This is a genomic window from Nocardioides albidus, assembly GCF_006335005.1.
GTDB classification, from domain to species: domain Bacteria; phylum Actinomycetota; class Actinomycetes; order Propionibacteriales; family Nocardioidaceae; genus Nocardioides; species Nocardioides albidus.
In genome coordinates this window covers 359,441-371,761 of the sequence record NZ_VDMP01000026.1, presented here as the reverse complement: position 1 = coordinate 371,761, position 12,321 = coordinate 359,441, and the positions used below count along the sequence as shown (strand labels likewise).

At 72.3% G+C, this 12,321-nt stretch carries 8 protein-coding genes; 2 read left to right on the top strand and 6 right to left on the bottom strand.

Going from position 1 to position 12,321, the window contains the following annotated elements:
- Both FHP29_RS21845 and FHP29_RS17595 read right to left on the bottom strand, forming a co-directional pair.
- On the bottom strand, positions 1–609 hold a 609-nt coding region (locus tag FHP29_RS21845; RefSeq protein WP_158296620.1), incomplete at its 3' end, for an FHA domain-containing protein.
- Positions 610–614: 5 nt separating this feature from the next.
- The gene (locus FHP29_RS17595; protein ID WP_139624158.1) at positions 615–1,934 is read right to left on the bottom strand and encodes a protein kinase domain-containing protein; all 1,320 of its coding nucleotides are present in this window, start codon (positions 1,932–1,934) and stop codon (positions 615–617) included.
- A 141-nt stretch (positions 1,935–2,075) separates the two neighbouring features.
- Here FHP29_RS17595 and FHP29_RS17590 point away from each other — a divergent pair, with 141 nt between their 5' ends.
- Both FHP29_RS17590 and FHP29_RS17585 read left to right on the top strand, forming a co-directional pair.
- Complete coding sequence (locus FHP29_RS17590; RefSeq protein WP_139624157.1) at positions 2,076–2,777, top strand: vWA domain-containing protein; 702 nt, start codon at positions 2,076–2,078, stop codon at positions 2,775–2,777.
- Positions 2,774–3,652 carry a protein phosphatase 2C domain-containing protein gene (locus FHP29_RS17585; RefSeq protein WP_139624156.1) on the top strand — a complete coding sequence of 293 codons (879 nt, stop codon included), beginning with the start codon at positions 2,774–2,776 and terminating at the stop codon, positions 3,650–3,652. Before FHP29_RS17590 ends, FHP29_RS17585 begins: the two co-directional genes overlap by 4 nt.
- 24 nt (positions 3,653–3,676) lie before the next feature.
- Here FHP29_RS17585 and FHP29_RS17580 read toward each other — a convergent pair whose 3' ends face one another.
- The 4 genes from FHP29_RS17580 to FHP29_RS17565 form a co-directional block, all read right to left on the bottom strand.
- Positions 3,677–5,194 (bottom strand): hypothetical protein, encoded by a 1,518-nt coding sequence (locus FHP29_RS17580; RefSeq protein ID WP_139624155.1) that lies wholly within the window; start codon positions 5,192–5,194, stop codon positions 3,677–3,679.
- Between the two features lie 161 nt (positions 5,195–5,355).
- Entirely contained in the window at positions 5,356–6,432 is a 1,077-nt protein-coding gene (locus tag FHP29_RS17575) for an ABC transporter permease (RefSeq protein ID WP_139624154.1), read from the bottom strand.
- Positions 6,429–7,328 (bottom strand): ABC transporter ATP-binding protein, encoded by a 900-nt coding sequence (locus FHP29_RS17570; protein ID WP_139624153.1) that lies wholly within the window; start codon positions 7,326–7,328, stop codon positions 6,429–6,431. The genes FHP29_RS17575 and FHP29_RS17570 overlap by 4 nt, the downstream gene beginning before the upstream one ends.
- Before the next feature lie 43 nt (positions 7,329–7,371).
- Positions 7,372–12,306, bottom strand: coding sequence for an NAD-glutamate dehydrogenase (locus FHP29_RS17565; protein WP_139624152.1), 4,935 nt, complete (start codon positions 12,304–12,306; stop codon positions 7,372–7,374).
- Positions 12,307–12,321 lie beyond the last annotated feature (15 nt).

The window sequence follows — 12,321 nt, the reverse complement described above, 5'->3', positions numbered from 1 at the left end:
GGGGGCGGGACCGGGCGCGCCGGCCGGGACCCTCGGCATCGCGAGGATCTGGGTGGCGTCGTTGCCGGAGACCGCCGGCGGCAGTCCGGGCGCGGCGGCCGGGCGCGCGCCCGGGGCGGGCACCGACGGCGGCGGGCCCATCGACGGCATCGGCGCGCCGGACGGCGGTGCCCACGGGGACCCGGAGCCGATCGGGGTGCCCAACGGCGGGGTGCCCAACGGCGGGGTGCCCGGCGGCGTGGTGCCCGGCGGAGCAGGAGGAGCCGGAGGGGCGGGGGCGACGGGCGTCGCCGCCACGACGTCGTACTCCGCCGCGGGGATGACCGCCAGCGTCGCGCCGGGCGCGGGAGGACCGCAGCGGACGGTGATCCGCCGCTCGACGGGATACTCGGTGACCCGCTCGTCCTCGACGTAGGTCCCGAACTGGCTGCCGTTGTCGACCAGGACCCAGCCGCCGTCGGTCGCCTGCAGCTCCGCGTGCTGGCGCGACACCGACCCGGCGGTCAGCACCACGTCGGCCTCGATGGCTCGGCCGATCCGGTAGACGCTCTTGCCCTCGAGGCGCAGGACGCGGCCCTCGACCTCGACGACCAGGGCCGGCCTCGACATCGCGCTCACCCCTGACCGCTCGGAGCCGGGCGGCGCACCTGCACCGTCGCGTTGCGGATCTGGATCCGCGCGCCGGCGACGAGCTCGAGAGTGCGGCCGGGCTCGAGCAGGAAGCTCTGGCCGCCGGGATAGGCCACCGGCCACGAGAAGTCCGAGGCGTTGTGGAGGCCCCACCGCTCGGGGGCCTTGGGGTGGCGGCGGACCTCGGCGAGCACGTGCGGGTGGTCGACACCGGAGGTCAGATGGTCGGAGCGGACCGTGGTCTGCGGTCCCACGGCGACGGTGCGCCGCCCGACCTCGAGGAGGTACGGCGGGCGCACCTCGGTCCCGTCCTGCCAGCAGGTCACGCTGTCGTCCCCCGTGCTCCAGAAGTTGGTGGTCCCGCAGGTCGGGCACGCGAGCATGCCGTCGCGCAGGCGGTCCAGCGCCTTGATCCACTGGCCCTCGGTGATCCGCGCGCCGGGATCGTCCAGGCCGCCGACGAACGCCTGCACGAACAGGTCGCGCAGGAACTGCGGATAGATGTTCCAGTACTGCTGCACGATCTGCGCGGGGCGGTTCTCCTCCCGCGTCGGATGCATGCAGAACAGCGGCTCGGTCCCGAAGTGGGTCATCAGCCAGTGCGCGTCGCGCATGCCCGCGTCGGTGCGCTTCCCCTCCAGCGGATGGCCGAGGAAGAGCGCGTAGAACAGCAGCACCGCCAGCGAGTGCCGGTCGGTGTCGGTGTTGGGCAGGGTGCGGTAGGTCGTGTCGCGAACCACCTCCGGCGCCATGAAGTACGGCGTGCCGAGCACCCGCCCCGTGCCGTTGTCGATGCCGACGTTGTCGTTGTCGCAGATCAGCACGTCGCCGTTGCCCGGATCGAAGAAGACGTTGCCGAACGAGATGTCGCGGTAGCACAGGCCGCGGGCGTGCAGCCGGAGGAAGCTGTAGCTCAGCTGGCGGCACAGCTCGATGATCGAGGCGAAGGACACGTCGAGCGGCTTGCCGTCGCGATCGGCGTTGAGCAGCAGATAGCTGAGCTCGAGGAAGCGGGGGTGGCGCAGGTGCATGACGTAGCCGAAGCTGGGCTCGGTGCCGACCCGCGCCATGCTCAGCGGCCACAGGAAGCGCTGGTGAGGTGAGCCGATCTCGACGAGCTGCTGCATCTCGTCGTACTGCTGGGCCGTGGCGCTCTCGGACTTGTACCACTTCAGGGCCAGCGGCTCGCCGGAGTCGCGGCGTACCTCGAACACGTAGCCCTGGCCGCCCTGGCCGAGCAGTGAGGTCACCCGGGCGCGCCCCAACGGCCCGAGGTCGACCTCGACGCCCTCCGCCAGCACCATGGGTGTGCCCGACCTCCGTTATCGCGTTCGTGGACCCGTGACAGGCTATAACCTGAGCAGTTCGGGGATAGTTGAAACCCAGCGCCTCGAACCGACCCGGGGCCCCAGCTCCCGGTGGGAGCAGTGGAAGAGAGGCCAGCGATGAGCGATCGGCTCGGTGGCGCCTTGGCGCGCAAGCCGCTGCACTTCATCTTCGTGCTCGACGTGTCGGGCTCGATGCTGCGTGGCGGCCGGATCCAGGCCCTCAACAACGCGATCACCGAGGTGCTGCCCCACCTCAAGGACGAGGCGCGGGCCAACCCGCACGCCGAGATGCTGGTGCGGGTGCTGGCGTTCGCCAACGAGCCGCAGTGGATCATCGAGGAGCCCACGCCGGTCGACCAGATCCACTGGCGTCGGCTCGAGGCGGTGCCGCGCGGGTTCACCGAGCTCGGCAGCGCGCTGCAGACCCTGGCCGGCGCCCTCGACCACCTCGACGAGGCCGACAGCGCGTTCCCGCCGGCGATCATCCTCGTCTCCGACGGACGTCCCACCCAGAGCAGCGGCGTGACCTTCGCCGAGGGCCTGCAGGCGCTGCTCAACAACCGGTGGGGGGCGACCGCCGTACGCCTCGCCCTCGGCGTCGGTCGCGACGCCGACATGCACTCCCTGCGCCGCTTCATCGGCGACGAGGACGTCCCGCTGCTGCGCGCCGACAACCCCGAGCAGCTCGTCGAATACATCGTGTGGGCCTCGAAGGCCGCCAGCAAGGTCGCCTCGCGGCCCGTCGTCGGCCCCGGCTCCGGCGTGACCGCGGTCCCGCCGAGCCCGATCGGCGAGCCGATCTGGAGCACCCTGGGATGACCGACCGGCCGGACGTCGCTCCGGTGTGGACCGCCCTGTCGGGTACGACGATCGGCTCGGTCCACGTCCGCGACCACCTGCCGATCCAGGACGCCGTCCTCACCTGGAGCGACCAGGCGCAGGGCCAGGCGGTGGTCGCGGTCGCCGACGGCCACGGCCACAAGTCCCACTTCCGCAGCGACACCGGCGCCGCGCTCGCCGTCGTCAGCGCGGTCGAGGAGCTGCGCCGGATCCTGCCGGACCTCACCGCGGCCGACGAGAGCGCCCGCGACCGCGCCGCCCGGGCCGGAGCCGCGATCGTCGAGACCTGGACCGCGAAGGTCGAGCACCACCTCACGGCCAACCCGTACTCCTCCGCCGAGGAGGAGCTCGGGGCGTCCGCGGACCCGCTGCGCGCCTACGGCTCGACCATCCTGGCCGCCGCCGCGGCGGGCGACGTCATGGTCCTCCTCCAGATCGGCGACGGCGACTCCGTCCTCGTCGCGACCGACGGCACCGCGTCGCGGCCGCTCCCCGAGGACCCCGACCTCGACGGCCTGCACACCAGCTCGCTGTGCCAGCCGCGTCCCCTCGACGCCCTCCGGGTGGGGGTCGTGGACGCAGCGGCCGAGCGTGCGGCGCTGGTGTTCCTGTGCACCGACGGGTTCGGCCGCTCGCGGGTCGACGCGCAGGGATGGTGGCGCCAGACCGGCGAGCAGCTGCTGGGCTTCGCCCGGGCCCACGGGCTGGCCTGGGTGCGCGAGCAGCTGCCCGAGTGGCTGGCCGAGCCGGCGCTCATCGGCGGCGACGACACCACGATGGCGCTGCTGGTGCGGGGCGGTGTCGCCGGCATCGACCGGCCCGACCTCGCCGACACGGTCCCGGTGCCCGAGTAGCCACCTCCTGGACCCCCGGGAGACTCACTCCTCGGAGGGCCACCAGTCCTCGAGCTTCTGGAGGTCGCCCTCGAAGCTCCACGCGACGCCGTAGCAGAAGCAGTCCGGGGCGTTCCAGTCCCAGTACAGCGTCGCGGTCTCGCCGGTGTCGTCGAGGAAGGCGAAGTAGCCGCCCTCGGCCTCGCCCTCACCGAACTGCCAGGTGCCGCCTCCGCCCTGGGTGGCCGCGGCGTCGTACTGCTCCTTGTAGTAGCGGCGCTCGGCCTTCATCTGCTTGCGGGTCGAGTAGCGGCCGACGCTGACCGAGATGTCGGCGACGTCCGCCTCGCAGCTGCTCTCCTCCGTCTCGCCGGTGAAGAAGGTCCGCTGGCGGGTGCACGTGGCGACGTCGAGGTTGATGTCGATGAACTCGCGGAGCTTGGGGTGGGCCGGAGCGGTCGGCTCGGTGACCCGCGGCGAGGTGCCGGTGAAGCTGGCGACGACGGCGTCGATGGTGGCCGTGCCCTCGCCCTCGAGCAGGGCCGACTGCCGGGCGCCCTTGCTGTCCCAGTAGACCAGCGCCGGGTCGGACGTGCCGCCGCGCTCGGGGTCGAACTCGTAGAGCGCGGTCGCGTCGTTGTCGGCGGTCATGGTGCCGGCGCGGTAGTCGAGCCGGGCGGTGCGGGCGGCGGTGAGCGCGGCCTCGTCCTCGTAGGTGACCAGGCGCAGGGTCCCGGTGCTCACCTTGCACTCCACGACCTCGGCCTCCCCCGGTCCGGGCTCGCCGGCCGTGCAGTCGCTCGCACCGCTGGTGATCTTGCTGGCCAGCGAGCTGTAGCGCTCGTCGAGGGCGGCGGGGTCGACGTCGACCACGGGCTCCTTCGGATCGCCCGTGGCGGCGCGCCTCGGCGACGGGTCGTCGTCGCCGCTCAGGGCGAGGGCCGCGCCGATGCCACCGCCGACGACCACCACGGCGGCGACGGCCGCGGCGATCCACCCGGTCGCACCGCGCTTCCTGCTCGGCGGGGGCACGGCGCCGAATGCCGGGGGCGGGGCGTAGGCGCCGGGCGCAGGAGGGTACGACGCGGGCGCGGCGTACGGCGTCGGAGGCGCGGGCGGCCAGGCCGTGGGCGCCGGTGAGGCGTACGGCGCGACCGTCGGCGCGGGCCCCGTCGCGGGAGGCGGCAGGTGGCCGGGGCGGCCGGTGGCCGGCCGGCTCGAGCGGTAGCGGAGCACCACCGCGGCCGGGACCTCGCCGACGGCGTACCCGAGCACCGCGGCCGCCCAGCTCGACGCGGCCTGGTCGTCGCCCCCACGGTCGCGGGCCAGCCGCAGGCCGGCCTCCTCGACCGCGCGGCCGGGGTCGGCTCCGCCGTCGACCATCTCGCGGAGCGGGCCGAGCACGCCGAAGCGCACGGCGTCGACGAGCAGGTTGATGTCGCCGGTGGTCGCCTGGTCCTCGGCGAGGACGTCGTCGAGCACGCCGCGGAAGCCGCCGGCGTCGTCGAGGATCGCCGGACCGTGGTCGGTCACCAGCTCGCGGAGGACGTCGTGGATCTCCATGGGCTCAGCCCACCGCGGGCGCGAGCCCGTCGTCAGCGGTTCCCTGCAACGCCGATCCCTCCACAACCTCGTCGTCCAGCCGGCGCATGGCCGGGGACCAGCATGTCACGAGCCCGTCGGACCGGGCCGATCCGCGGCGACCCGACCGAGGCGCTGCCGAGTCAGGTGGTCTCCCACCGGAACAGCCGCGCGGCGAGCAGGGTGACCACGACCGCGAAGCCCGCGAGGATCCCGAGCGGGGCGAGCGCGGCCGCCGGGCCCTCGCCGCGAACCATCACGTCGAGCATCCCGGAGTTGAAGTGCTTGAGCGGCAGCAGGTCGGAGAGCCGCTGCAGCCAGGCGGGCGCGCCGTCGAGCGGGAAGAACGAGCCGCTGAGGAAGGCCATCGGCAGGACGAGGAAGTTGGCGAGGTTGACCGCGCCCTCGGTGGTCTTGGCGAGCGCGCCGGCGAGCAGCCCGATCGCCATGAAGCACAGGGTGCCGACGGCGACGAGCGGGATCGCCATCCACCAGGACCCGGTGAGGGTGAGCCCGAAGGCCGCGGCGCCGAGGGCGAGGAAGATCGCGAGCTGCCCGAACGCGACGAGCAGGGTGACGGCGACACGGGCGGCGACGATGGTGCCGGTGCCGACCGGCGCGAGCTGGAGACGGCGCAGCAGCTTGGACTGGCGCCAGCCCTGCAGGGTGGCGGCCGAGCCGAAGGCGGCGCTCATCGCCACCGCCCAGCCGAGCAGGCCCGGCGTGACGAACTGGATGACGGACAGCGACTCGTCCTCGACCCGCTCCGCCGCGAAGGAGTACGTCGGAGGCTGGCCGGTCGCCGCGACGTTGGCGCCGTCGACGAAGGCGCGCAGGGTCCCCTGGGTGACGGCGGCCTTGACCTGGTCGGTCTGGGTGTAGTGGGCGACCAGCCGGTCGCCGCGCTGCTCGACGGCGACGTCGGCATCGCCCTTGCGGACCTTCTCCAGCGCCGCGGCGCGGTCCTTCGCGTGCTCGACCTCGAAGGTCTGCCGGAACGCAGCGCGTGCGTCCTTCGGCAGGCCGTCGACGAGCGGGACCGCACCGACCTGGATCAGGTCGACCTTCGACTGGTCCTGGTTGCCGAGGATGCCGCCGAAGAGGACGAGGAACATCAGCGGGAAGACGACGGCGAAGAAGACCGCCGCCCTGTCGCGCAGGAATCCCCGCAGGATCGCGACCGAGAGCGCCCAGAACGGCGAGTGCTGGAGTGCCTTCATGCGCGGTACTCCCGTCCGGTCAGGGAGAGGAAGACGTCCTCGAGGGTGCCGGTCTGCACGGTGACGCCGTCGAGGTGGTCACCGGCCGCCAGCGCGCCGATCACGGCGGCCGGGTCGCGCGTCACGAGCACGACGCCGTCGACGTCCGCCCGGGTCTCGGTGACGCCCGGGATGGCGCCGGCCTGCTCGGCGGTCAGCGCGCCGGGCGCCACCCGGATCCGGGCCGGGGCGTCGAGCCCGCGGACCAGCGCAGCGGGGGTGTCGAACTGGAGGATCCGGCCGTGGTCCATGACCGCGACCCGGTCGCACAGCACCTCGGCCTCGTCCATGTAGTGGGTCGTCAGCACCACCGTGCGGCCGCTGTCGTTGATCGAGGACAGCAGGTCCCACAGGTTGCGTCGGGCCTGTGGGTCGAGCGCGGCCGTCGGCTCGTCGAGGAAGACCAGCTCCGGGTCGTGCACCAGCGCGCAGGCGATGGAGAGTCGCTGGGCCTGGCCACCCGACAGGTCCTCGACCCGGCTCCCGGCCTTGTCGGCGAGTCCGACCCGCTCCAGCCAGCCGTCGGCGGTCGTCTGCCCGACGCCGTACAGGCTGGCGAAGGTGCGGATCTGCTCCCGGGCCGTGAGCCGCTCGAAGAAGGACGAGGCCTGGAGCTGGACCCCGATGCGGGGCTGCAGGCGCGGATTGCGCGGCCACACGGGCTCACCGAGCACCTCGACGCCACCGGCATCCGGCCGGCGCAGGCCCTCGACCATCTCCAGGAGGGTGGTCTTGCCGGCGCCGTTGGGGCCGAGCACCCCGACGAACTCCCCCTCGGCGACGTCGAGGCTCACGGCGTCGACGGCGACCAGGTCGCCGTACCGCTTGGTCAGTCCGGTCACGTGGATGGCACTCATCGCGACCGACACTAGGCCATGGTGAACCCTCGTCGAAACCAGTTCAGGCGAGCAGCCCGCGCACCATCCGCAGTCCCACGGACACCTTCGCGATGTCGCTGGGCTCGTCGGCGCACACCGCCGCCAACGCGCCGATCGCCTTGTCCACCACGCCGCCGGCCTCGCCCACCCAGGTCGCGACCCGGCGGGGCGCGGCCTCGGCCGGCTCCCCACCGGCCTCCGCGGCGCTGGTCGCCTCGAGGACCTGCGCGGTGAGCTGGGCGTGGACGGCGTGGAGGTCGTCGCGGAGCGCGGCGCGCGCCATCGTCTGCCACTGGTCGTCGCGCGGCAGGTCGACGATCCGCTGCTGCAGCACCGACAGACCCAGCCGCTCCCCCAGCGCGAAGTGGACTCGCGCCACCTCGGCCGGGGTCAGCTCGTGGCTGTGGGCGATCTCGACGATGTTGAGCAGCGTGTAGGCGACGTCGAAGGCGGCGACGCGGGACGCGAGCTCCTCGGGGACGTCGTGCCCGACGAGCAGCGAGCGGCGTGCCTCGTACGACGCGAGCTCGGCGCCCGTCAGCAGCTGGGGCAGCTCCAGCAGGGTCTCCTGGACGGGACCGGCGAAGAAGTCCACGTTGCCCTGGCTGTCGAGCGGGGGCCGCCGGTTGGTGACCAGCCAGCGCGAGGCGCGCTCGACCAGCGTGCGCATCTCCACCCGCATCCGAGTCTGAACGCCCGCGTCCAGCACGTTGTCGTACTGCTCGAGCTCACGGCGCAGCTCGAGGGAGCCGAAGATCTCCCGGGCGACGAAGTTGGCCCGGGTGAGCTCGGCGGCGCTCGCCCCGGTCTCGCCCGCCAGACGCGGCCAGTAGGTCATGCCGGCACCGTTGACGAGGGCGTTGACGACCTGGGTCACGATGATCTCCCGGCGCAGCGGGTGCTGGGCGATCTGGTCCTTGAACCCGGCCTGGATCGGAGCGGGGAAGTAGGACTGCAGGTCGAGGTCGAGATACGGGTCCTCGGGCAGGTCCGAGGCCAACAGCTCCTCGGCCAGGACGATCTTGGTGTAGGCCATCAGCACGGCGAGCTCGGGCTGGGTCAGCGTCTCCCCCGCCTCGATCCGGCGGGCCACCTCCCGTTTCGAGGGCAGTGCCTCCAGTTCCCGGTCGAGCAGTCCCTGCGCCTCGAGGTCGCGCATCCACTGCTCGTGGACGTGGAGCAGGGAGACGGCGTTCTTGGCGGCGTTGGCCAGGGTGAGGTTCTGGTCGTAGTTGTCGCGCAGCACCAGCTCGGCGACCTCGTCGGTCATCGAGGCGAGCAGCTCGTTGCGCTGCTTGCCCGTCAGGTCGCCGTCGGCCATGACCCGGTCGAGCAGGATCTTGAGGTTGACCTCGTGGTCGGAGGTGTCCACGCCGGCGGAGTTGTCGATGAAGTCGGTGTTGATCCGGCCTCCGGACAGGGCGTACTCGATGCGTCCCCGCTGGGTGAGGCCCAGGTTGCCGCCCTCGCCGACGCAGCGCACGCGCAGCTCGCCGCCGTCGACGCGGATCGCGTCGTTGGACTTGTCGCCGGCGTCGGCGTGCGTCTCGGCGGAGGCCTTGACGTAGGTGCCGATGCCGCCGTTCCACAGCAGGTCGACCGGGGCGAGCAGGATGGCCCGCATCAGCTCGGCCGGCGTCAGCTGGCGTACGTCGTCGGCGAGTCCGAGCGCCGCGCGGACCTCCGCGCTGATCGGGATCGACTTGGCGCTGCGACGGTAGACGCCGCCCCCCTTGGAGATCAGCGACTTGTCGTAGTCCTGCCAGCTCGAGCGCGGCAGCTCGAAGAGCCGCTTGCGCTCGGCGAAGGACGCCGCGGCGTCGGGGTCCGGGTCGAGGAAGATGTCGCGGTGGTCGAAGGCCGCCACCAGCCGGATGTGCTCGGAGCACAGCATGCCGTTGCCGAAGACGTCACCCGACATGTCGCCGATGCCGACGACGGTGATGTCCTCGTTCTGGCAGTCGATGCCCATCTCACGGAAGTGCCGGCGTACGGAGACCCAGGCTCCCTTGGCGGTGATGCCCATCGCCTTGTGGTCGTAGCCGACCGAGCCGCCGCTGGCGAAGGCGTCGCCCATCCAGAAGTGGTAGTCCGCCGACACGCTGTTGGCGATGTCGGAGAAGGTCGCGGTGCCCTTGTCGGCGGCGACGACGAGATAGGAGTCGTCGCCGTCGTGGCGTACGACGTCCGGGGGCGGCACGGTCTCGCCGCCGACCAGGTTGTCGGTGACGTCGAGCAGGCCGCGGATGAACGTCTTGTAGCAGGCGACGCCCTCGGCCATCCACGCCTCGCGGTCGCCGGGGTCGGGCAGCTGCTTGGCGTAGAACCCGCCCTTGGCGCCCACGGGCACGATGACGGTGTTCTTGACCATCTGCGCCTTCACCAGGCCGAGGATCTCGGTGCGGAAGTCGTCGCGCCGGTCCGACCAGCGCAGGCCGCCGCGCGCGACCGCGCCGAAGCGGAGGTGGACGCCCTCGACGCGCGGTGAGTAGACGAAGATCTCGAACCGCGGCCGCGGCTCAGGGAGGTCCGGGATCGCCGACGGCTCCAGCTTGAGCGAGAGATAGGGCTTCGGGGCGCCGTCGGTGGTCTGGAAGTAGTTGGTGCGCAGAGTGCTGCGGATGTGGGTGAGATAGGAGCGCAGGATCCGGTCGTGGTCGAGACTGACCACGTCGTCCAGCGCCGTGCGCACCTTCTCGACCAGCGCCTCCTCGCGCTCGGCACGCCCCTCCTCGGCGCGTGGGTCGAAGCGCACCTCGAACAGGGCCACCAGGAGCTGGGCGAGGTCGACGTTGTCGACCAGGGCCTGCTCGATCGAGTCCACGGCGAACGGACTGTTGCCCTGCTTCATGTACTTCGCGTAGGCACGCAGCAGCATCGCCTGGCGCCAGGTCAGCTGGGCGCGCAGCACCAGCCGGTTGAACCCGTCGATCTCGGTCAGTCCGTCCCACATGGCGTGCACGGTCTCGGTGAACAGCTCGCGGGCGTGGTCGGGCAGCTCGTCGCCGTAGCGCAGGCCGAAGTCGTAGATGTGCGTCGTCCGGCCCAGACCGTTGAGCGTGTAGGGGCGCTCGTCGACGACGTCGACCCCCATCGAGGACAGCATCGGCAGGACCATGCTGAGCGAGAGCGGCTCCCCGACCCGGAAGTTCTTGAGCCGGACCTCGCCGTCGGCGGCGTCCACCTCGGCGTAGAGCAGCTGGTCACGCCCCTCCTCGCCGCGGATCCCCTCGATCCGGCCGAGGTCGACGGCCGCCGTCCGCGGGCTGAAGTCCTCCTTGTAGGCCTCGGGGAAGGCGTCGACGTAGCGGCGGCCGAGCAGCGAGCCGACCTCCTCGCCGTACTCGGCGATGACGGCCTGCAGGAAGTCCTCCTGCCAGGAGCGGGACGCATCGATGAGACGCCGCTCGAGGTCGGCGGTGTCGATGTCGTCGGGGATCAGCTCGCCCTTGGGCAGGTGCACCACGAAGTGGACCCGGGCGGTCGTCGACTCGTTGATGCTGACGTTGAACTCGACCGAGTCCGGCCCGATCCGGCCCTTGCCGATCTGCTCGGTGAGGATCTGCACGAACTTGTGCCGGACGTTGGTGTTGTAGCGATCGCGCGGCAGGTAGACGAGCACCGAGAGATAGCGCGCGTAGGTGTCGCGTCGCACGAACAGGCGCACCGCACGGCGCTCGCGCGCCTGCATCGCGGCCTCCACGATCGGGGCGAGCTCGTCGACGGGCGTGTGGAAGAGCTCGTCGCGCGGGTAGGTCTCGAGCGTGTCGAGCAGGGCGGCGCCGTCGTGGCTGCGGGCGTCGTAGCCGCCCCGCTCCATGACCTCGTCGACCTTCTCGCGCAGCAGCGGGATCCGCAGCAGCGACTCGGTGTAGGCGGCGCTGGAGAGCAGGCCGAGGAAGCGACGCTCGCCGGCGACCTCTCCGTCGGGGCCGAACGTCTTCACGCCGACGTAGTCGAGATAGGCCGGGCGGTGGACGGTGGAGCGGGAGTTGGCCTTCGCCAGGACGAGCAGCTGCTTCTCCCTGGCCTTGGCCCGGACCGCCTCCGGCAGCCGGCTGAACGCGATCGACTGGTCGCCCTCGGTGGGGCTCTCCCGCAGGATGCCCAGGCCGGTGCCCGGCACCGGCCGCAGGACGTCGTCCTCGGTGTCGGCGGCGGCCCCGTCGACGGCGACCCGGTCGAGGACGTACTCGCGGTAGCCGAGGAAGGTGAAGTGCTCGTCGGCCAGCCAGCCGAGCAGCTCGGCGGCCTGGCGCACCTCCTTGCCGTCGAGCGGCGGCGGGTCGGAGGTGAGCGAGGCGACGACCGTTGCCACCTGCTCCTGCATGGCGGGCCAGTCCTCCACCGACGCGCGGACGTCGCCGAGCACCCGCTGTGCGTCGGCCGCGACCCGCTCGGGGGTGTCGTCGCCCTCGCCGCTGAGCCTTCCGATCTCGATGTGCATCCACGACTCGCGGACCGCGCCCTCCGGCGGCGCGACGGAGCCGGACGAGACGGGCTCGGCCGAGAGCAGGTGACCGGCCTCGTCGCGGCGTACGTCGAAGGTCGGGTGGATGACGGTCCGCACGTCGTGCAGTCCGCGGACCAGCTCCATCGTCAGGGAGTCGACGAGGAAGGGCATGTCGTCGACGACGACCTCGACCACGGAGTGACTGCCTGCCGACCAGCCGTTCTCCGCGACGGTCGGCGTGTGCACGCGCACCTTCGCCTGGCCGGGCGTCCGCTGGAGCGCGAGGTGGTGGTGGGAGGCGAAGGCGCCGTAGACGTCGAGGTCGCTGCGCGCCGCGAGCTCCTCGGTCGCCACGTGGCGGTAGTAGGCCGGCAGCAGGGCGGGCAGCGCATCACGGGGCGGTGCGCCGGGGCCCTTCGCGGGTCCGGCCGCGGCAGCGGCCTGCTCGAAGATCCGGTCACGGTCGGCCCCTTGCGCCGAGGGCGGCAGCGTCGTCGTTGACACGACTCGACACTAGGA

Excerpts from the sequence above, each read along its gene's own strand:
- FHP29_RS17595 (WP_139624158.1), bottom strand. The coding sequence starts at position 1,934 with ATGGTGCTGGCGGAGGGCGTCGAGGTCGACCTCGGGCCGTTGGGGCGC.
- FHP29_RS17590 (WP_139624157.1), top strand. The coding sequence starts at position 2,076 with ATGAGCGATCGGCTCGGTGGCGCCTTGGCGCGCAAGCCGCTGCACTTC.
- FHP29_RS17585 (WP_139624156.1), top strand. The coding sequence starts at position 2,774 with ATGACCGACCGGCCGGACGTCGCTCCGGTGTGGACCGCCCTGTCGGGT.
- FHP29_RS17580 (WP_139624155.1), bottom strand. The coding sequence starts at position 5,194 with ATGGAGATCCACGACGTCCTCCGCGAGCTGGTGACCGACCACGGTCCG.
- FHP29_RS17575 (WP_139624154.1), bottom strand. The coding sequence starts at position 6,432 with ATGAAGGCACTCCAGCACTCGCCGTTCTGGGCGCTCTCGGTCGCGATC.
- FHP29_RS17570 (WP_139624153.1), bottom strand. The coding sequence starts at position 7,328 with ATGAGTGCCATCCACGTGACCGGACTGACCAAGCGGTACGGCGACCTG.